This is a genomic window from Paracoccus yeei ATCC BAA-599, from assembly GCF_000622145.1.
Classification (GTDB): Bacteria; Pseudomonadota; Alphaproteobacteria; order Rhodobacterales; family Rhodobacteraceae; genus Paracoccus; species Paracoccus yeei.
Map to the genome: position 1 here is coordinate 128,120 of NZ_KK211404.1, position 19,390 is coordinate 147,509.

A 19,390-nucleotide genomic window follows, 5' to 3' on the forward strand; every position below is an offset into this window, starting at 1 on the left:
ATGCCAAGACTATGGCCCCAATCCTGACGGGGCAAGATAGGCCTGTCGCGGTAACAAGAATATGGCCGTCCGCCCATGACTCAGCAGTCCTCGCCGTCCTCTCCCCTTCACGGTGACGAGCCGATGCCCCTGTGCCCCGTCACGCCCGACTCGCCGCCCCTGACCGAGGCGCAGGAGGGATTGTGGTACGCCCAGGCGCTGGACCCGGCGAACCCGATCCTGAACACCGGGCAGTACCTCGAACTGCTGGGCCCCTTGGATCGCGACGCGATGGCGGCGGCGGTGGCACGCACCATCACCGAAAGCCCGGCCCTGTCGCTGCGCTTTGCCGATCCCGGGAACGGGCCGCGCCAGGCGGGCGGGCTGCCGCCGATGCTGGGCTTCGCCGACCTCACCGTCCAGCCCGAGCCAGAGGCGCAAGCCCTGGCCCAGATGCGCGCCGACAGCCGCCGCCCGCTGCAGCTGGACCGGGACCCGGCGGCGGCCTTCACGCTGTTCGTCATCGCGCCCGACCGACATTTCCTTTACGAACGCATCCACCACCTGGCCATCGACGGCTATGGCATGGTGCTGGTCACGAACCGCATCGCCGAACATTACGCCGCGCTGACCGGGCAAGGGCCGGCGCCCGCGCCCTTTGGCCCCCTGTCGCTTGCGGCCGAGGAAGACGCGGCCTATCGCCAGTCCCCTCGCCGCGCGGTGGATCGCGACTGGTGGCACCGCGCGCTTGCGGACCTGCCCGAGGCCGCGGGCCCGGCCCCCGGCCGCGCGGTCAGCGGCCACGATTTCCTGCGCGACAGCCGCACCCTGCCCCAGTCCCTGCTGGCCCGCCTGTCCGCCCAGGCCCAGGCTTGCGGCCTGGGCTGGCCGGACATGCTGAACGCGCTGGCCGGCGCCTATCTGGCACGCTGGACCGGGGGCGAGGCGGTGATCGGCCTGCCCTTCATGGCACGGATGGGGCGCAAGATCGCCCAAGTGCCCTGCATGGCGATGAACGTCCTGCCCTATCGCCTGCAGATCGACGAGGATGCCGCGCTGCCCGAATGGCTGGCCCATCAGTCGCGGCGCATGGCCCAAGGCCGGCGGCACGGGCTTTACCGCAGCGAGCTTTTGCGCCGCGAACTGGGTCTGGTCGGCGGGACGCGGCGGCTTTACGGGCCCATCGTGAACGTGCAGCCCTTTGACAGGGCACCGGAGTTTCCAGGACTGACGGTGCGGCTGCACATCCTGGGCGCGGGCGCGGTCGACGACCTGACCCTGACCTTCCGCGGCGATCCCCAGGGGATGGTCTTCGAGGTCGACGCCAATCCCGCCCTTTACACCCGGACCGAGGTCCAGGGCCATGGCGACCGGCTGGTGGCCTTCCTGACCGCCGCGCTGGAGGCTGAGTCCCTGGCCGAGGTCCCGACCGCCAGCCCCGCCGAGATCGCCGAGGCGCAGGCCCGCGCGCAGGCCACGCATCGGCCGCTGCCCGACACCACGCTGACCGCGCTGATCCGGGCGCAGCTTGCCGCCACCCCGAACGCGCCCGCCATCCGCTGCGGCGACCGGGTGCTGCGCTTTGCCGATCTGGACCGGCGCAGCGCCGCGCTGGCCGCGCGCCTGCAGGCGATGGGCGCCGGGCCCGACCGAATCGTCGCCGTCGCCATGGAGCGTTCGGCCGATCTGCCGATCGCGCTGCTGGCCTGCCTGCGGGCGGGGGCGGCCTATCTGCCGCTGGACCCGGCGCACCCGCCCCAGCGCATCGCCCGCATCCTGGACCAGGCCCGGCCGGTCGCCGTGCTGACGACCCCCGACCTGGCGCCGCTGTTCGCGCCGGATGCGCCCTTGCTGTGTCCCGCCCACTGGCCCCGGGACGGCGAGCCCAGGGGAGAGCCCGCGCCGGGTGATCTGGCCTATGTGATCTTCACCTCGGGCTCGACCGGGGAACCCAAGGGCGTCGCCATCGACCATCGCGCCATCGTCAACCGCGTGCTGTGGATGCAGGCGCATTACGGCATCGATGCCAGCGACCGCATCCTGCAAAAGACGCCGGCGACCTTCGACGTCTCGGTCTGGGAGTTCTTCCTGCCGATGATCGCCGGGGCCGAGCTGGTCATGGCGCCCCCCGGCGCGCATCGCGACCCTGCCGCCATCGCCCGGCTGATCCGCGACCATGCGATCACCACCTGCCATTTCGTGCCCTCGATGCTGTCGGCCTTTCTGGCCTCGCCCGCCTCCGAGGGGCTGGCGATGCGGCGCGTCTTCTGTTCGGGCGAGGAGCTGACGGCGGATCAGCGCGACCGCTTCCACGACCGCATCCGGGCCGAGCTGCACAACCTCTACGGCCCGACCGAGGCCGCCGTCGATGTCAGCTACTGGCCCGCCGACGCGCAGGACCTCAGCAACCCGGTCCCTATCGGCTGGCCGGTGTGGAACACCGCGCTTTCGGTGCTGGACGACCGGATGCGGCCGGTGCCGCCGGGGCTGGCGGGCAACCTGTACCTGGGCGGCGTGCAGCTGGCGCGCGGCTATCTGGGCCGGGACGACCTGACGGCCGAGCGTTTCGTCCAGGGTCCGGGGGGAAGGCTCTACGCCACCGGCGACCTGGCGCGGCTGCGGCCCGATGGGGCGGTGATCTACCTTGGCCGCTCGGACCACCAGGTCAAGATCCGGGGCCTGCGCATCGAGCTGGGCGAGATCGAGGCCGCGATCATGGCCACCGGCCTGGCGCGCGAGGCCGTGGTGATCGCGCGCGAGGATCACGCCGGCGACAAGCGGCTGGTGGCCTATGTCGTGCCCGCGGCGGGCGCGGCCTGGCGTCCCGGCCTGCTGGCCGAGCGGCTGGCGGCCAGCCTGCCCGCCTATATGCTGCCCGCGGCCGAGATCGCGCTGGAGGCGCTGCCCGTCACCGCAAACGGCAAGCTGGACCGCAAGGCCCTGCCCGCGCCCGAGTTCCAGGCCCTAGGCCGGGCCGCGCAAACCGCGACCGAACGGCTGCTGGCCGGGCTTTTCGCGCGCATCCTGCACCTGCCCGAACCCGCCCCGGCCGAGGCCGACTTCTTTGCCCTGGGCGGCGATTCCCTGTCCGCCGTCCGCCTCGCGCAAGAGATCGAGGCCGCGACCGGCCGCGACCCGGGCCTTGGCACCATCTTCGAACATCCCGTGCTGGCCCATCTGGCCATGGCGCTGGACGGGGGTCGGGCGGGGGACGACGGGCTCGGCCCCCTGATCCTGCTGGCCGATGGCGACACGACGCGCGCGCCCCTGTTCCTGATCCATCCGGCGGGCGGGCTTGCCTGGGGCTATCGCGGCCTGGCGCGCCGGATCGCGGCCGGCCGCCGGGTCTGGGGGTTGCAGCACCCGGGCCTTGACCCCGCGCGTCCGATGCCCGCCAGCCTGTCGGCGCTGGCGCAGGACTACGCCGCCCGCATCGCGGGCCAGGTTCCCGCCGGTCCGGTTCATCTGGCCGGCTGGTCGGTCGGCGGCATCCTGGCGCAGGAAATCGCCGCGATCCTGGCCGAGGGGGGGCGCCCGCCGGGCGTCGTCGCCCTGCTGGACAGCTATCCAGCCGAGGTCTGGCGCGACGAGCCCGAGCCCGACCCGGTGACGGCCCTGCGCGCGCTGCTGGCGATCGCGGGCCACGACCCCGACGCCCACCCCGAGCTGGACACGCGCGACGCCGTCATGGCCTTCCTGCGGGCCGGGGATACCGCGCTGGGGGCCTTGCCGCCGCCGGTGCTGGACGGGGTGGTGCGGTCGGTCATCGACACGAACCGGCTGATCCGGCAACATCGCCACCGCCCCTATCCCGGCACGGTCACGCATTACCGCGCCGCCCGCGACCATGCCGAACGCGGGCTGACCCCGACCTTGTGGCAGCCCCATGTCGCGGCGCTCGATGTGGTGGACCTGCCCTTCCTGCATGCCCAGATGACCTCGCCCGAGGCGGTGGCGCTGATCGCCCCCGACCTGATCCGCCGGCTGGAGCAGGGCTGACCCGCCCGGCCCCGGCCGCGGGGACGACAAGCGCTTGGAGAGGAACGGCCGCCCCAGGCGACCGCCTCGCCCCCTTTCGTCACGGCGGATCAGGGGTGGCACGTGCCCCTTGCGACCCGGTCAATCCGCCAGCGCGAAGGGCAGCGCCAGCGGGAATGACCCGGCCAGCGTCTGGATATGGACATGGCCCTTCAACACATGGACCTGCGCCTTGTGCCCGGGATGGGCGGCCAGATCGCGGATGAAATCCATCGTCGCGGGGGCCGGCCCGTCCGGCGGCGGCCCCTCGCTCCCCGAGCGTTTTTCCCGGTCCCCCAGCGCCACCAGCAGCGGCAGCGAGGCGGGGGCGGCGGCCTGCGCGATGCGGCGGATCAGCCCCTCGTCCCACCAGATCGAGGGGCTGATCGCGGCATAGCGGGCAAAGCTGCCCGGTCGGGCCAGCAGCGCGTAAAGCGTGAAAAGCCCACCGAAGCTGTGGCCCCACAGGGTCCGGCGCGCGGCGTCGACGGGCAGGCCCGCCTCGGCCGCCGCCCGGATCGGCCCGGTCAGGCGGTCGTGAAAGATCGCCGCCCCGCCGGCCGTGCGCCCCGGATGCACCGGGTCGGGGCGCAGCCCGTCGCCCGGCCCGTCGGGCGCGGTGAAATCCAGCGTGCGGCGTTCGCGCGCGAATTGCCGGTCGGTGTCATAGCCGACGCCGACCACCACCAGTTCCGGCGCCAGCGCCAGATGCTCGGGCGTCAGGAAATCGAAGGCCGCGTTGCCGTCCAGCATGTAAAGCACCGGCCAGCCCCGTGCGGGCGCGGGCCCGCGCGGCACGGCCAGGAACAGGCGATGGCCCGGCCCCTCGTCCGGCAGGGCGATCTGCGACAGCGCGTGACTGGGCGCGCCGGTCTGGAACAGGCGCAGCCCGGCTTCGGCCCGGGCGTGGTCGGGTCCGACGCGGCCATGCGCAGCGGAACTGGCTGAGGTCATTGCGATCCGTCCTTAGTTGACACACCCGGTCAGGAATATAGGTTGCACCCAGACCGAAGCCAGCCCCGATCCGCGCGCGCGCCGCGCGGCCCGAGGCAAGCGATCCACGCCCCGCCCCCGCCCCGTCCCGGACGCGCCGCAAGACGCGGGCAGGCCGGCCCGACCGATGAGTGACCGATGAGCCTTGCCCGCCTGTTCCTTGCCGCCCTGGCGCTGATCGCCGCCCTGGCACCCGCGCGCGCCGAGGTCAGCGCCACCGACATCCTGGGCCGCACCGTCACCCTGCCCGAACCCGCCCATCGCATCGTTTTGGGCGAGGGGCGGCACCTGTCGGTCCTGGGCCTGATCCACGACGACCCGGTCGCGCTGGTCGCGGGCTGGCGGCTGGACAAGCCCTTGGACCCGCCCACGATGGCTGCCTATCGCGCGAAATTCCCGGCGATCGACCGGATCGCCTCGGTCGGCGCGGGCAACCGCGACCTGTCGGTCGAGGCAATCATCGCGCTGGACCCCGACCTGGTGGTGCTGAGCCTGATGGACGAAAAGAACCAGGGCATGGCGGTCGCGCGCCAGCAGCTCGAGGCGGCCGGGATCGCGGTCGCCTATGTCGATTTCTTCTCGCATCCCCTGGAGAATTCGATGCCCAGCCTGCGATTTCTGGGCACCATGACCGGGGCCGAGGCGCGGGCCGAGGAATTCGCCACCTTCTACGAATCGCGGCTGAACCGTATCCGCGACCGGCTGGCCGACCCGGCCATCGCCCGGCCGCGCGTCTTCGTCCATGTCCATGCCGCGCCCACGGGCTGCTGCTCCACCGTGGGACCGGGGGTGTTTCACGACTTCGTGACCACGGCGGGCGGGCAGAACATCGGGGCCGAGACGGTCAAGGGCGTCCTGGGCACCGTCAGCCTGGAATACCTGATCGGCGCCGATCCCGACGTCTATGTCGCGACCGGGGGCACGCACATGGCCTCGCGCGGGGGGCTGGTGCTGGGCTCGGGCGTCGATGCCCAGACGGCGCAGGACTCGTTCGACAGCCTGATCGGCGCGCCCGGCTTTGCCTCGCTGCGCGCGGTGACGCAGGGGCGCGCGGCGGGGGTCTGGCACCTGTTCAACGATTCGCCCGCCCATATCGCGCTGATCGAATACCTGGCCCGGACCTTCCACCCGGACCTTTTCGCCGACATCGACCCCGCCGCAACCCTGGCCGAGATCGAGACGCGCTTTTCCCCGGTCCAAGTGCCGGGGACCTGGTGGGTGACGCCCGCGCCATGACCATGCAGGCCAATCACGCGGCGCTGGACCGCTATCACCGCCAGGGGCGGCGGCATGCGGTGCTGGTGGGGGCGCTGGCCCTGGCCGTGCTGGCCGCGCTGCTGCTGGACCTGGTGACGGGCCCGGCGGGGCTGGCGCTGTCGGACACGCTGCGCGCGCTGGCCGGGGCCGAGGTGTCGCGCGGCACGCAGGTCATCGTCTGGGACGTGCGCCTGCCGGTCGCGGTGATGGCGCTGCTGGTCGGCGCGGCCCTGGCTCTGGCCGGGGCCGAGATGCAGACCGTGCTGGAAAACCCGCTGGCCGAGCCCTTCACGCTGGGCGTTTCCTCGGCCGCCGCGCTCGGGGCGGCGGTGGCGATCATCCTGGGCCTGACCATCCCCGGCCTGCCCGGAGTCTGGAGCGTGTCGGCCAACGCCTTCCTGTTCGCCGTGGGGGCCTTGCTGCTGCTGCAGCTTCTGGGCCGCATCCGGGGCGGCGGGCCCGAGGTGCTGGTCCTGTTCGGCGTCGCGCTGAACTTTACCGCCGGCGCGCTGCTGTCGCTGGTCCAGTTCGTGGCCTCGGCCGACGCGCTGCAGCAACTGGTGTTCTGGTCGATGGGCAGCCTGGCCTCGGCCCAGTGGCCGGGCGTCGCCATGATCGGAGTGATCCTGCTGGCCGCCGCGCCGTTTTCCTTTGGCGCCGCCTGGAAGCTGACCGCATTGCGTCTGGGCGAGGATCAGGCCCGCAGCTTCGGCGTCGACGTGACCCGTCTGCGGCGCTGGACGCTTCTTCGGGTCAGCCTGCTGTCGGCGGCGGCGGTCTCGATGGTGGGCGTCATCGGCTTCGTCGGTCTGGCGGGCCCCCATATCGCGCGGATGCTGGTGGGCGAAAACCACCGCGTCTTTCTGCCCGCCAGCCTGCTGACCGGGGCGCTGGTCATGTCGCTGGCCTCGACGCTGTCGAAAACCGTGGTGCCGGGCGTCTTGCTGCCGGTCGGGCTTGTCACCTCGCTGATCGGCCTGCCGATCTTCTTTGCGCTGATCCTGCGCGGGCGGCGGCGCGGATGAGCCTGCTGGTCCGCGACATCTCGGTCCGCTTCGGCCCGCGCCGGGTCCTCGATGGCCTGACCCTGCCCGAGATGCGGGCGGGCGAACTGACCGTGCTGGCCGGTCCCAACGCCGCCGGGAAATCGACCCTGCTGCGCGCCATCGCCCAGTTGGTCCCGCATCGCGGCAGCACGATGCTGGACGGCCGGGACCTGGCGCGCCTGCCCGCCGTCGAACGCGCGCGGCTCTTGGGCTTCATGCCGCAAAGCCTGCCCTCGGGGTCGTCGCTGGTGGCGCTGGAAACGGTCATCGCCGCCTTGCGCGCGGGCAAGGCGCTGCCCGCCCGGCAGGCCGACCAGGCGGCAATGGCGGTGATGGAGAAACTGGGCATAGGCGCGCTGGCGCTGGAGCCCTTGGACGCGCTGTCGGGCGGGCAGCGCCAGATGGTCAGCCTGGCCCAGGCCATCGTGCGCGACCCGCGCGTGCTGCTGCTGGACGAGCCGACCAGCGCGCTGGACCTGGCCCGGCAGGTGCGCCTTCTGTCGGAACTGCGCCGGCTGGCGGCCGAGGGGCGGGTGGTGGTCGCGGTGCTGCACGACCTGGCCTTGGCCGCGCAATGGGCCGACCGGATCGTCCTGATCCACGGTGGCCACGTCCGCGCCCACGGCGCCCCTGCCGAGGTCCTGACCCCCGCCCTGCTGGCCGAGGTCTACGGCGTCGAGGCGCGGGTCGAGTTCTGTTCGCGCGGGCGGCTGATGGTGCTGATCGACGGCGAACACGCGCCCTGAAGGCGGGACGCCTAGTTCGCGCGCTCACGCGTGCGGAACGGCAGCGGCGCGACGGGGATGCCGTCCTCGATCAGCTTGCGGGCCTCCTCGGGCTTGGCCTCGCCGTGGATCGCGCGCTCGGGCGCCAGTCCCTCATGCATGGCGCGGGCCTCGGCGGCAAAGGACATGCCCACATAGTCCGAGTTCTCCTCGACATGGCGGCGCAGGCGCTCCAGCGCCGCCTCGCGCGGGTCGCGGGGCGTGCGCAGGTCGGGCTTTGGCCGGTCGTCCCGGGGCGCAGCCACCCGGGGCGCCATCAGGGCCTTGTCCACCGCGACCGATCCGCAATGCGTACAGGCGACCTGTCCCGCCTTCCGCAGGGTCTCGAAACCCTCGGAGTCCCGGAACCATCCATCGAAATCGTGGCCCTTGTCGCAGCGCAGGTCATAGCGGATCATCGTCGTTCCTTTCCTCCTCCAGATATCTGGATCGGAGGGGGCTTATACAAGGCCGGCCCTAGACAAGGCCAGTCCGCGCGAGGTCCAGGATCCGCGCGATCAGCGGCGCCGGATCCCCCGCGCGCGCCAGCAGCAACGCGCGGGCGGCCCGGCCCATGCGGCGCTGACGCTCGCCGTCCTGCGCCAGGTCGGCCAGCGCCGCGCCCAGGTCCTGCGCGGTCACGGCCAGCGCCCCCCCGGCGGCCGCCAGGTCGGCATAGTCGCGGGCGTGGTTCGCGACATGGGGGCCGTGCAGGACGGCGCAGCGCCAGGCGGCGGGCTCCCACGGCGTATGGCCGCCGTGATCGACCAGCGAGCCGCAGGTGACGCAGATCCCCGCCGCCCGGTACCAGTCCGCCATCTCACCCAGGCTGTCGGCCAGCAGGACCGGGGCATCAACGCCCCCGCCCTGGCTGCGCCGGGCAAAACCCAGGCCGCGCGCCGCGATCAGCGCGGCCACCGCGTCGCCCCGCCGGGGGTGGCGCGGCGCCAGGATCAGGCGCAGGTCGGGAACGGCGCGCCGGGCCTCGGCATAGGCATCCAGGACGATCTCGTCCTCGCCCTCATGGGTCGAGGCCGCCAGCACCACCCGCGCCCGGCCGGGCCCGTCCTCGGGCGGATGGACCTGGGCGGGGCCCAGCAGCTTCAGGTTCAGCCGCGTCCCCAGCGACAGCGCCGGCAGGCCCAGCCGCAGCAGCCGCGCCTCGCTGCCCTCGTCCTGGGCGGAAAGCAGGTCGATGCGCCGCAGCATGGGCCCGATCAGCTGCGGCAGCCGCGCCCATCGCTGGGCCGAGCGTTCCGAAATCCGCGCCCCCACCACGACCTGCGCCACGCCCAGGTCGCGCGCCATGGCCGAGCGGTTGGGCCAAAGCTCGTTCTCCACCGTCACCAGGACCGAGGGTTCGATCCGCGCCAGGAAGCGTTCGACCGCCTGCGGCACGTCCAGGGGCGCCAGCGCCGCCACATGGCCCAGCTTGCGCGCCAACGCCCGCCCGGTCAGGCTGTTGGTGGTGACGGTCAGCGGCAACTCGGCGCCCAGCGCCTCGGCCAGCACCCGGGCCGAGTTCAACTCGCCCACGCTGGCCGCATGCAGCCAGATCCCGCCGGGCACGACGTCCGGCCCGGTCAGCGCCAGCCGCTCGCGCCAGTCCGCGCCGGAAAAGGGCGCGGCCAGCCGCAGCGCCGTTCCCGCCAGCGCGGTCGTCGCATGCCAGATCATCGCCTTGTCCCGGTTGCCGCCAGCGCCCGTCCCTCCCCGAAGTCCGGGCCCAGCCTAGACGGCGCCCGGGACGGGATCAACGGCGGGTTGCAGCCTCGGCGGCCTCGCGGATGGCGCGGATGTTCTCGCCGTAAGGGGCGCTGTTCGACACCGAGCCGCCCTTGAACACGGCCGAGCCCGCGACCAGGACGTCGGCGCCCGCCTCGGCCACCAGCGGCGCGGTGGTCGGGTCGACGCCGCCGTCGATCTCGATGTGCACGGGACGGTCGCCGATCAGGGCGCGCAGGGCACGGACCTTCTCGACCTGGCTGCGGATGAACTTCTGCCCGCCGAAGCCGGGGTTCACCGTCATCACGCAGATCAGGTCCAGGTCGTCGATCAGCCCGCTTGCGGCCTCGGCGGGCGTGCCCGGGTTCAGCGCCAGCCCCGCCTTGGCCCCGGCGCCCCGGATCGCCTGCAGGGTGCGGTGGATATGGGGCCCCGCCTCAAGATGGGCGGTGATGACATCCGCCCCCGATTCCGCGAAGGCGTCGATATAGCGGTCCACCGGCGCGATCATCAGGTGCACGTCCATCACGCCGCGGATATGGGGCCGGATCGCCTTGCAGGTCTGTGGGCCGAAGGTGATGTTCGGCACGAAATGCCCGTCCATCACATCGACATGGACCCAGTCGGCGCCCTGATCCTCGACCGCCCGGATTTCCTGCCCGAAATTCGCGAAATCGGCGGACAGGATCGAGGGCGCGATCTTGATCTTGCGGTCGAACGTCATGGCTGATCCTTCCTGCGGCTGCCGTCGATGTCCAAGCCCCCCTGAAAGACGCGGCTGGCCCGGATGTCGGCCCCGGTTATCGTGGAAAGCGTTTTGGCGTCAACGGGGCCGTCGCCGGAAAACAGCCGGTTCGCCTGGCGCAGCCGCGCCCGGTCCAGCGCATTGCGGATGGACCGCGCATTGGCGAAATGCGGCTGCTCGCGGCGCAGGCGGATATACTCCTCCATCGCCACGCGTCCCTCGGCGTCGAAGGCGTAACCCTGCCCCTCCAGCATCGCGCCGGAAATCCGGCCCAGTTCGTCGTCGGAATAATCGGGAAACTCGATGTGATGGGCGATGCGCGACCGAAACCCCGGATTGGCCGAAAAGAACCGGTCCATGCGGTCGGCATAGCCCGCCATGATGACCACCAGGTCGTCGCGGTTGTTCTCCATCACCTGCAACAGGATCTCGATGGCCTCCTGGCCGTAGTCGCGCTCGTTGTCGGGCTTGTAAAGTTAATAGGCCTCGTCGATGAACAGGACGCCCCCCATCGCCTTCTTCAGCACCTCCTTGGTCTTGGGGGCGGTGTGGCCAATGTATTGCCCGACCAGATCGTCGCGCGTCACGCTGACCAGATGCCCCTTGCGCACATAGCCAAGGCGATGCAGCAGCCCCGCCATCTTCAGCGCCACGGTGGTCTTGCCGGTGCCGGGATTGCCGGTGAAGCTCATGTGCAGCGTCGGCACCTCATGGGCCAGCCCCAGTTGACGCCGCGCCCGGTCCACCAGCAGCAGCGCGGCGGTCTCGCGGATGCGCTCCTTGACCGGAGCCAGGCCGATCAGTTCGCGATCCAGCTCGTCCAGGATCTCGCGCACGCCCGAGGTCTCGTATTCGGCCTTCAGATCGACCGTCGCCAGCGTCTCACCAACATCGCCATCCATCGGGCTTTCTCCGTTTTCCAAATACCCCGCAGGGGGTCCGGGGGACGCGAAGTCCCCCGGCTTCCGCCGGGCGCCGGCCCGGCCATCAGGCGTCAGCCGACCATCTCGTGCGTATAGCGGATATGCCGGCCATCGGCCTCCATCCGCCAGGTCCTGAAGGACGGCTCGGACTTCGGACGGTTGACGATGAAGGACATCATCACCGTCTCCCATCCCCGTGTGCTGTCGAAGGCGTTGATGCGGATATAGGCGTCGCCATGCGCCTTGCGGCACTCGTCCAGCTCCATCATCACGCCCTTGGCGTCCTTCAGGTCGAACATCGGATTGCCCCACATCTCCCAATAGGTGTTGCGGGGGTGGGGCTCGTCGGTGAACTCGATGCCGACGGCCCAGTCCTTCGACAGGATGTATTCCACCTGGTCGCGGATCTGGTTGTCGTCCAGATCGGGCAGAAAGGAAAAGCAGCCCTGGGTGATACGCATGTTCTCTCTCCCTTAGTAGCTGACGGACTCGGTCGGAACGAAGTCCGAGGTGTCGGTCGAGGTGTAGTTGAAGGTGATGTTGCCCCAGGTATCCAGCGCGGCCTCCAGCGGCTTGCACCACTTGGCCGCGCGGCGCAGCACCTCGGGGCCTTCGGTCTTGATGTCCACGCCCTCGTTGCGGGCCAGCACCATGGCTTCCAGCGCCACGCGGTTGGCGGTCGCGCCGGCCTGGATGCCCATCGGATGGCCGATGGTGCCGCCGCCGAACTGCAGGACCACGTCGTCGCCGAACAGGTCGATCAGCTGGTGCATCTGCCCGGCATGGATGCCGCCCGAGGCGACCGGCATCACCTTCTTCAGGTTGCCCCAGTCCTGCTCGAAGAAGATGCCGCGCGGCAGGTCGACCTCGTTGTGAATCTCGCGGCAGACGTTGTAGAACCCCTGCACGGTCATCGGATCGCCCTCCAGCTTGCCGACGGCGGTGCCGCAGTGCAGGTGGTCGACCCCCGCCATGCGCAGCCACTTGGCGATCACGCGGAAACTGATGCCGTGGTTCTTTTGCCGGGTATACGTCCCATGACCGGCGCGGTGCATGTGCAGGATCATGTCGTTCTGCCGGCACCAGTTGGAAATCGACTGGATCGCGGTCCAGCCCACGATCAGGTCCACCATGACGATGACGGAACCCAGTTCCTTGGCCATCTCGGCGCGGCGATACATCTCCTCCATCGTGCCGGCGGTGATGTTCAGGTAATGGCCCTTGACCTCGCCGGTGGCAGCGGTCGCCTTGTTCACCGCCTCCATGCAGTAGAGGAACCGGTCGCGCCAGTGCATGAAGGGCTGCGAGTTGATGTTCTCGTCATCCTTCATGAAATCCAGGCCGCCCTTCAGCCCCTCATAGACCACGCGGCCATAGTTCTTGCCCGAAAGCCCCAGCTTGGGCTTGGTGGTGGCGCCCAGCAGCGGGCGGCCGAACTTGTCCAGGCGCTCGCGTTCGACGACGATGCCGGTCGGCGGGCCGGCGAAGGTCTTGAGATAGGCCACCGGAAAGCGCATGTCCTCGAGCCGCGCGGCCTTCAGCGGCTTGAAGCTGAAGACGTTCCCGATGATGGATGCGGTGACGTTGGCGATGGACCCTTCCTCGAACAGGATCAGGTCATAGGCGACGTAACAGAAATACTGCCCCGGCGTGCCCGGCACGGGTTCGACCTTGTAGGCCTTGGCGCGATACTGGTCGCAGGCCGTCAGCCGATCGGTCCAGACCACCGTCCAGGTCGCGGTCGAGCTTTCTCCGGCGACGGCAGCAGCGGCCTCGATGGGGTCCACGCCCTCCTGCGGCGTGATGCGAAACAGCGCCAGCACATCGGTGTCCTTGGGCTGGTAGTCGCCGTCCCAATAGCCCATCTGCGCGTATTTCAGCACGCCCGCCGCATAACGCTTCTTGGCGTCGGTGATCTGGGTCTTGCTCATCTCGTTCATCGGACTTCCTCCCTTAGGCGGCGCGGGCGCCGGTGATGGCCGGGTCAAGCGCCCCCGACGCGTAGCGTTTGGCCATCTCGTCCATCGCGATGACCCTGATCTTGCCGGCCTGCCCCGCGGTGCCGAAGCGTTCAAAGCGGTCGCGGCACAGCGCCGTCAGCTCCTTCATGGCGGGGATCATGAACTTGCGCGGATCGAATTCGTCGGGCCTCTCCTGCGCGACCTTGCGGAAATGCCCGGTCATCGCCATGCGGCAGTCGGTGTCGATGTTGACCTTGCGCACGCCCATGCGGATGCCGCGCTCGATCTCCTCCACCGGGACGCCATAGGTCTGGGGCATCTCGCCGCCCGAGGCGTTGATCAGGTCCTGCAGGTGCTGGGGCACGCTCGACGATCCGTGCATCACCAGATGCGTGCCCGGCAGGCGGTCGTGGATCGCCGCGATCACATGCATGGCCAGGATCTCGCCATCGGGCTTGCGGGTGAACTTGTAGGCCCCGTGCGAGGTGCCGCAGGCGATCGCCAGCGCGTCGCAGCGCGTGCGCATCACGAAATCCACCGCCTGGTCGGGGTCGGTCAGCAGCTGGGAATGGTCCAGCTTGCCCTCGGCGCCCGATCCGTCCTCGGCCGCGGCCTCGCCGGTTTCCAAGCTGCCCAGCACGCCGAGTTCCCCCTCGACGCTGGCGCCGACCGCGTGCGCCGCCTCGGCCACCTTGGCCGTCACCGCGACGTTGTAGTCGTAATCGGCGGGGGTCTTCATGTCCTCGTGCAGCGATCCGTCCATCATCACCGATGTGAAGCCGTGGCGGATCGCCGACATGCAGGTCGCCAGGTTGTTGCCGTGGTCCTGGTGCAGGCAGATCGGGACGGCGGGGTTCATCTCGGCCAAAGCCTCGACCATGCGGCGCAGCATGATGTCGCCGGCATAGGACCGCGCGCCGCGGCTGGCCTGCAGGATCACCGGCGCCTCGACCTCGGCCGCGGCCTTCAGGATCGCAAGCCCCTGCTCCATGTTGTTGATGTTGAAGGCGGGCACGCCATAGCCCTGCTCGGCTGCGTGGTCCAGAAGCTGTCTCAGCGTGATCAGTGCCATCATTTCCCTCCCTGGATAAGCTGGCCGGCCAGTTCGGCGGCGCGTTCCGCCGTGATGCCGAAATGGCGGTAAAGCGCGGGGGCCGGGGCGGATGCGCCGAACCCCGCCATGCCGACGAAACCGTCGCCGGGACGCAGCATCAGCCCGTCCCAGCCCTGCCGGATCAGCGCCTCGATGCCGATGCGGGGGGCGCGGCCCAGGACGCGCTCGCGCTCGGCCTCGGGCCTTGCGGCGAAAAGCTCGAAACAGGGGGCTGACACCACCGCCGCGCGCACCCCCTGGCCCGCCAGCAGGTCGGCGGCGGCCAGCGCGATCTCGACCTCGGACCCGGTGGCGATCAGCGTCACGTCGCGCGCGCCTTGCGGCTCGCGCAGCACATAGGCGCCCTGCCGGGTCAGGTTCGCGGCCACATCGTCCCTGACGGTCGGCAGGTTCTGCCGCGACAGGCATAGGACCGAGGGCGTGGCGCGTTCCGTCAGCGCGATTTCCCAGGCCTCGGCGGTTTCCACCGCGTCGGCGGGGCGGAACACCAGCAGGTTCGGGATCGCGCGCAGCGCCGCCACCTGCTCGACCGGCTGGTGGGTGGGGCCGTCCTCGCCCAGGCCGATGCTGTCATGGGTCATGACATGGACGACCGGCACCCCCATCAGCGCGCCCAGCCGGATCGCCGGGCGGGAATAGTCGGAAAACGCCAGGAAAGTCCCGCCATAGGGGATCAGCCCGCCATGCAGCGCGATGCCGTTCATGATCGCGGCCATGCCATGTTCGCGGATGCCGTAATGGACATAGCGCCCGCTGCGGTCGTCGGGCGTGACCGAGACCATGCCTTTTGTCCGCGTCAGGTTCGACCCGGTCAGGTCGGCGCTGCCGCCCACGGTGTTGGGCAGCACGTCGTTGACCACCTCCAGCGCCATTTCCGACGCCTTGCGGGTCGCGACCTTGGGGCGGGTTTCGGTAAGGCCCCGGCAATAGTCGCCGATCCTGGCGCGCAGCCGGGCTGCGTCGGGCGCGGCCAGCGTGGCGGCGAACCCGGCTTCGTGAGGGGAAGCGGCCAGCCGGTCCAGCCATGCCGACCGCGCCTTCGCTCCGCGCGCGGCCACCGCGCGCCAGGAGTCGATGATCTGCGGCGGAAGGACAAAGGGCTCATGCGCCCAGCCGAAACCCTTGCGGGCGGCGGCGATCTCGTCGGCGCCCAAGGGCGCGCCGTGGACATCGTGGCTGCCCTGCTTGCCGGGCGCGCCGAAACCGATCACGGTCTTGCAGGCGATCATCGACGGGCGGTCGTCGGCGCGCGCGGCCTCGATGGCCGTGGCGACGGCCTCGCGGTCGTGGCCGTCCACCGCCTGCACATGCCAGCCCGAGGCCGCGAACCGCGCCTTCTGGTCGGTGGCGGTCGCCAGGTCGGTGTGGCCGTCGATGGTGATGCCGTTGTCGTCCCACAGCACGATCAGCCGGCCCAGCCGCTGGTGGCCGGCAAAGTCGATGGCCTCGTGGCTGATGCCCTCCATCAGGCAGCCGTCGCCGCAGATCACATAGGTCCAGTGATCGACCAGGGCGTCGCCGAAGCGGGCGTTCATCATCCGCTCGGCCAGGGCCATGCCGACGGCGGTGGTGATGCCCTGGCCCAGCGGGCCGGTGGTGACCTCGATGCCCTTGGCGTGGCCGTATTCGGGGTGGCCCGCGGTGCGGGCGCCCAGCTGGCGGAAACGCTTCAGCTGGTCCATGTCCATGTCGTCGTAACCCAGCATGTGGTGGATGGCATAGACCAGCATCGAGCCATGCCCCGCCGACATCACGAAGCGGTCGCGGTCGGGCCATGCGGCATCGGCCGGGTCGATGGTCATGAAGCGGTTGAACAGCACCGCCGCCACATCGGCCATGCCCATCGGCGCGCCGGGATGGCCGGATTTCGCGGCTTCGACCGCGTCCATCGCCAGCACCCGGATGGCGGTGGCCATCGCGGCCTCGGCGTCGGTGTCGATACGCAGCATCTGGTTCATGGCGTCTCCTCCTCAGGCGCGCTTCGATTCGCTGACCAGACGCAGGATCATCGGCGTCAGGATCAGCTGCATGGCCAGGTCCATCCTGGGCCCCGGGATGACGATCGAGTTCGGCCGGCTCATCCACGAGCCCTGGATCATCGTGGTCAGATAGGGAAAATCGATGCCGCGCGGGTTCCTGAACCGGATCACCACCAGGCTTTCGTCCGGCGTCGGGATCCAGCGGGCGATGAACGGGTTCGAGGTGTCCACCACCGGCACGCGCTGAAAGTTGATGTCGGTCTGGGTGAACTGCGGGCAGATCACATGCACATAGGCGTGCATCCGGCGCAGGATCACGTCCGTCACCGCCTCGGTCGAATAGCCCCGGCTGGCCTTGTCGCGGTGGATCTTCTGGATCCATTCCAGGTTGATGACCGGCACGACGCCGATCTTCAGGTCGGCCTGGCCCGCGATGTCGATGCCCTCGGCCTTCACCGCGCCGTGCAGCCCCTCATAGAACAGCAGGTCCGAGCCGTCCTCGAACGGCGCCCAATCGGTGAAGGTGCCGGGGGCCGTGCCGTATTTCTCGGCCTCGCGCTCGTCGTGGACGTAATGGCGCGTCTCGCCCCGGCCGGTCTCGCCATAGGTGCGGAACACGGCTTCCAGCTTTTCCAGTTCATTCGCCTCGATGCTGAAATGGCTGAAGGTGTTGTCGCCGGCCTCGCCCCGGCGGGCCAGTTCCTGCTTCATCGCGGCACGGTCGTAACGGTGGAAGGCATCGCCCTCGATGCTGACGGACCGGATGCCCTCGCGGCGAAAGATCTGGTCGAAGGTGTTCTTGATCGTCGTGGTGCCCGCGCCCGACGAGCCGGTGACAGAGATGATGGGGTGCTTCTTGCTCATGGTCTTTCCTCAGGCGCGGAACAGGCCGCGATGGCCGAACAGGGCGGAAACCTCGGTTTCGGGCAGGTCGTGATAGGCGGCGACGCGGGCGACCTTCTCGGCCGAGCCGAAGACCAGCGGCGTGCGCTGGTGCAGCGCGGTCGCGGCCTGGTCCAGGATCGGCTCGCAGGCGTCGGTGGCGCGCCCGCCCGCCTGCTCGATCAGGAAGGCGATGGGGGCGCATTCGTAAAGCATCCGCAACCGGCCGCGCTCATAGCCCTTGCGGGCGTCCGACGGGTACAGGAAGATGCCGCCGCGCGTCAGGATGCGATGCGTCTCGGCCACCAGGCTGGCGATCCAGCGCATGTTGAAATTCGTCTCGCGCGGGCCCTCGATGCCGGCGACGCAATCGTCGATGTAGGCCCGGATCGGGCGCGACCAGTGCCGGTAGTTCGAGGCGTTGATCGCGAATTCGAACGAACAGTCGGGCATCGTCAGCCGCCCGTCGACCAGCCGGAAGGCGCCCGTGCCGGGGTCCAGCAGGTACTGCTGCACGCCGTCGCCGAAGCTGACCATCATCGCGCAGCGCGGGCCATAGATGACATAGCCCGCGCCGATCTGCTGGCGGGTCGGGCGCAGGAAGCTGGCCTCGGCCGTGTCCTCGGCCGGATAGATCGAAAAGATCGTCCCGATCGAGACATTGGTGTCGATGTTCGAGGACCCGTCCAGCGGGTCGATCGCCACGGCCAGGCTGCCCTGCGGGTCCAGCGCCAGCGCCTGCTCCTGCTCCTCGGACGCCAGCCAGCGCACGCCGGCGCCGCGCAGCGCGGTGCGAAACATCCCGTCCGCGATCACGTCCAGCGCCTTCTGCCCGTCGCCGTCCGCGTTGGTGCCGACCGCCGCGCCCAGATCGCCGCCGCGCCGGATCAGCACCGCCAGTTCCGCCGCGGCCCCGGCCAAGGCCGTCATCGCGGGCCGCAGCCCGGCGGGGATCCGTCCCGTCTCGATGGCCATGATCTTCTCCCCCGGTTTCTCCCTGGCCTTGGTGTTGACAGATAAGGACTTTCAGGAACATTTAAAAATCCAGAACTCGGTTTCAGGATTTCCGAATGACGCGCATCGACGCCGTGACGCTTCGCCAACTCCGCACGCTGCGCGCGGTGGTCGAGACGGGCTCGCTGACCGCCGCGGCGGGCGACCTTGGTCTGAGCCCGCCGGCCGTTCACGGCCAGCTTCGCGCGCTGGAAGACATGATGGCGGCGCCCCTGGTGATCCGGGGCGAACACGGCGCCTTCCTGCCCACCGACGAAGGCCGCGCCGTGCTGGAGGCCGAGGCCCAGATCGCCGTCGCGCTGGACGCCTGCGCCCGCCGCGTCGCCGCGCTGCAAAGCGGGCATGTCGGCGCGGTCTCGCTGGGGGTGGTCTCGACGGGCAAGTATTTCGCCCCGCGCCTGGTCGCCGAAGTGCGCCGCGCCCTGCCCGAGGTCGAGGTGACGCTGAGGATCGGCAACCGCGACGCGGTGATCGCCTGGCTGACCTCGCGCGCGCTGGACCTGGCCATCATGGGCCGCCCGCCGCGCGCCCCCGCCGTCACCGCCGAACCCATCGGCCCCCATCCCCATGTCGTGATCGCGCCCCCCGACCACCCGCTGGCCAGGGCCGACCCCGCCCTGCCCCAGGACCTGCTGGCCGAAACCTTCCTGGCGCGCGAACCCGGCTCGGGGACGCGCATCCTGATGACGCGCTTTCTGGACCGCATCGGCGACGGCACCCCCTGGCGCATGGTCGAGATGGGCACGAACGAAACCATCAAGCAGGCGGTGATCGCGGGCCTCGGGGTGGCGCTGATCTCGCAGCATACGGTGACCGAGGAATTGCGCTCGGGGCGGCTGGTCGCGCTGCGGGCGAACGGGCTGCCGATCCAGCGCAACTGGTTCCTGATCCGGCGCGAGGACATGGCGCTGTCGCCGGCGGGCCAGCGCGTGCACGACCATGTGCTGGCGCTGGGCGGCTCGTTCCTGCCCCGGCTTTAGCGCCGCCCCTT

15 protein-coding genes and 1 pseudogene are annotated in these 19,390 nt (G+C 70.3%); 5 read left to right on the forward strand and 11 right to left on the reverse strand.

Annotated elements, in window-relative coordinates:
- The first annotated feature begins 123 nt into the window (after window positions 1-123).
- On the forward strand, window positions 124-3,978 hold the full coding sequence (locus BU28_RS0121355) for a non-ribosomal peptide synthetase (protein WP_028721245.1): 3,855 nt from the start codon (window positions 124-126) through the stop codon (window positions 3,976-3,978).
- Window positions 3,979-4,098: 120 nt separating this feature from the next.
- Here the strand turns inward: BU28_RS0121355 and BU28_RS0121360 are convergent, their stop codons facing one another.
- A complete protein-coding gene (locus BU28_RS0121360; RefSeq protein ID WP_036763998.1) occupies window positions 4,099-4,950 on the reverse strand; it encodes an alpha/beta hydrolase in 852 nt (283 codons plus the stop codon).
- A gap of 177 nt (window positions 4,951-5,127) precedes the next feature.
- Between BU28_RS0121360 and BU28_RS0121365 the strand changes: the two genes are divergently transcribed.
- The 3 genes from BU28_RS0121365 to BU28_RS0121375 are packed head-to-tail and all read left to right on the forward strand — an operon-like array spanning window position 5,128 to window position 8,038.
- Complete coding sequence (locus BU28_RS0121365) at window positions 5,128-6,225, forward strand: ABC transporter substrate-binding protein (RefSeq protein ID WP_028721247.1); 1,098 nt, start codon at window positions 5,128-5,130, stop codon at window positions 6,223-6,225.
- Window positions 6,204-7,271, forward strand: coding sequence for a FecCD family ABC transporter permease (locus tag BU28_RS0121370; protein ID WP_233145007.1), 1,068 nt, complete (start codon window positions 6,204-6,206; stop codon window positions 7,269-7,271). The genes BU28_RS0121365 and BU28_RS0121370 overlap by 22 nt, the downstream gene beginning before the upstream one ends.
- On the forward strand, window positions 7,268-8,038 hold the full coding sequence (locus BU28_RS0121375) for an ABC transporter ATP-binding protein (protein WP_028721249.1): 771 nt from the start codon (window positions 7,268-7,270) through the stop codon (window positions 8,036-8,038). The genes BU28_RS0121370 and BU28_RS0121375 overlap by 4 nt, the downstream gene beginning before the upstream one ends.
- 11 nt (window positions 8,039-8,049) lie before the next feature.
- Here the strand turns inward: BU28_RS0121375 and BU28_RS0121380 are convergent, their stop codons facing one another.
- The 10 genes and pseudogenes from BU28_RS0121380 to BU28_RS0121425 form a co-directional block, all read right to left on the reverse strand.
- Window positions 8,050-8,475, reverse strand: coding sequence for a DUF1178 family protein (locus BU28_RS0121380; protein WP_028721250.1), 426 nt, complete (start codon window positions 8,473-8,475; stop codon window positions 8,050-8,052).
- Window positions 8,476-8,533: 58 nt separating this feature from the next.
- Window positions 8,534-9,733 (reverse strand): 3-deoxy-D-manno-octulosonic acid transferase, encoded by a 1,200-nt coding sequence (locus tag BU28_RS0121385; RefSeq protein WP_028721251.1) that lies wholly within the window; start codon window positions 9,731-9,733, stop codon window positions 8,534-8,536.
- 76 nt (window positions 9,734-9,809) lie between these two features.
- Window positions 9,810-10,505 (reverse strand): ribulose-phosphate 3-epimerase, encoded by a 696-nt coding sequence (gene rpe, locus BU28_RS0121390; protein ID WP_028721252.1) that lies wholly within the window; start codon window positions 10,503-10,505, stop codon window positions 9,810-9,812.
- Window positions 10,502-11,428 (reverse strand): annotated as a pseudogene (cbbX, locus tag BU28_RS24050) (CbbX protein). The gene rpe and the pseudogene cbbX overlap by 4 nt, the downstream one beginning before the upstream one ends.
- 92 nt (window positions 11,429-11,520) lie before the next feature.
- Window positions 11,521-11,910, reverse strand: coding sequence for a ribulose bisphosphate carboxylase small subunit (locus BU28_RS0121400; RefSeq protein ID WP_028721253.1), 390 nt, complete (start codon window positions 11,908-11,910; stop codon window positions 11,521-11,523).
- Window positions 11,911-11,922: 12 nt separating this feature from the next.
- The gene (locus BU28_RS0121405; RefSeq protein WP_415839866.1) at window positions 11,923-13,380 is read right to left on the reverse strand and encodes a form I ribulose bisphosphate carboxylase large subunit; all 1,458 of its coding nucleotides are present in this window, start codon (window positions 13,378-13,380) and stop codon (window positions 11,923-11,925) included.
- A gap of 22 nt (window positions 13,381-13,402) precedes the next feature.
- Window positions 13,403-14,482 (reverse strand): class II fructose-bisphosphate aldolase, encoded by a 1,080-nt coding sequence (gene fba, locus BU28_RS0121410; protein ID WP_028721255.1) that lies wholly within the window; start codon window positions 14,480-14,482, stop codon window positions 13,403-13,405.
- Window positions 14,482-16,482: a transketolase gene (tkt, locus tag BU28_RS0121415; protein WP_028721256.1), complete on the reverse strand. Its 2,001-nt coding sequence runs from the start codon at window positions 16,480-16,482 to the stop codon at window positions 14,482-14,484. Before tkt ends, fba begins: the two co-directional genes overlap by 1 nt.
- A gap of 12 nt (window positions 16,483-16,494) precedes the next feature.
- Window positions 16,495-17,367, reverse strand: coding sequence for a phosphoribulokinase (locus BU28_RS0121420; protein WP_028721257.1), 873 nt, complete (start codon window positions 17,365-17,367; stop codon window positions 16,495-16,497).
- 9 nt (window positions 17,368-17,376) lie between these two features.
- Complete coding sequence (locus BU28_RS0121425) at window positions 17,377-18,360, reverse strand: class 1 fructose-bisphosphatase (protein WP_028721258.1); 984 nt, start codon at window positions 18,358-18,360, stop codon at window positions 17,377-17,379.
- Window positions 18,361-18,455: 95 nt separating this feature from the next.
- Here BU28_RS0121425 and cbbR point away from each other — a divergent pair, with 95 nt between their 5' ends.
- A complete protein-coding gene (gene cbbR / locus BU28_RS0121430; RefSeq protein ID WP_028721259.1) occupies window positions 18,456-19,379 on the forward strand; it encodes a LysR family regulator CbbR in 924 nt (307 codons plus the stop codon).
- Window positions 19,380-19,390: the final 11 nt, after the last annotated feature.

Bases quoted from the DNA above. Each gene is read 5' to 3' on its own strand.
- BU28_RS0121385 (WP_028721251.1), bottom strand. From the start codon at position 9,733: ATGATCTGGCATGCGACGACCGCGCTGGCGGGAACGGCGCTGCGGCTG.
- BU28_RS0121365 (WP_028721247.1), top strand. From the start codon at position 5,128: ATGAGCCTTGCCCGCCTGTTCCTTGCCGCCCTGGCGCTGATCGCCGCC.
- BU28_RS0121420 (WP_028721257.1), bottom strand. From the start codon at position 17,367: ATGAGCAAGAAGCACCCCATCATCTCTGTCACCGGCTCGTCGGGCGCG.
- BU28_RS0121380 (WP_028721250.1), bottom strand. From the start codon at position 8,475: ATGATCCGCTATGACCTGCGCTGCGACAAGGGCCACGATTTCGATGGA.
- rpe (WP_028721252.1), bottom strand. From the start codon at position 10,505: ATGACGTTCGACCGCAAGATCAAGATCGCGCCCTCGATCCTGTCCGCC.
- BU28_RS0121405 (WP_415839866.1), bottom strand. From the start codon at position 13,380: ATGAGCAAGACCCAGATCACCGACGCCAAGAAGCGTTATGCGGCGGGC.
- BU28_RS0121425 (WP_028721258.1), bottom strand. From the start codon at position 18,360: ATGGCCATCGAGACGGGACGGATCCCCGCCGGGCTGCGGCCCGCGATG.
- BU28_RS0121360 (WP_036763998.1), bottom strand. From the start codon at position 4,950: ATGACCTCAGCCAGTTCCGCTGCGCATGGCCGCGTCGGACCCGACCAC.
- fba (WP_028721255.1), bottom strand. From the start codon at position 14,482: ATGGCACTGATCACGCTGAGACAGCTTCTGGACCACGCAGCCGAGCAG.
- BU28_RS0121375 (WP_028721249.1), top strand. From the start codon at position 7,268: ATGAGCCTGCTGGTCCGCGACATCTCGGTCCGCTTCGGCCCGCGCCGG.
- BU28_RS0121355 (WP_028721245.1), top strand. From the start codon at position 124: ATGCCCCTGTGCCCCGTCACGCCCGACTCGCCGCCCCTGACCGAGGCG.
- tkt (WP_028721256.1), bottom strand. From the start codon at position 16,482: ATGAACCAGATGCTGCGTATCGACACCGACGCCGAGGCCGCGATGGCC.
- cbbR (WP_028721259.1), top strand. From the start codon at position 18,456: ATGACGCGCATCGACGCCGTGACGCTTCGCCAACTCCGCACGCTGCGC.
- BU28_RS0121400 (WP_028721253.1), bottom strand. From the start codon at position 11,910: ATGCGTATCACCCAGGGCTGCTTTTCCTTTCTGCCCGATCTGGACGAC.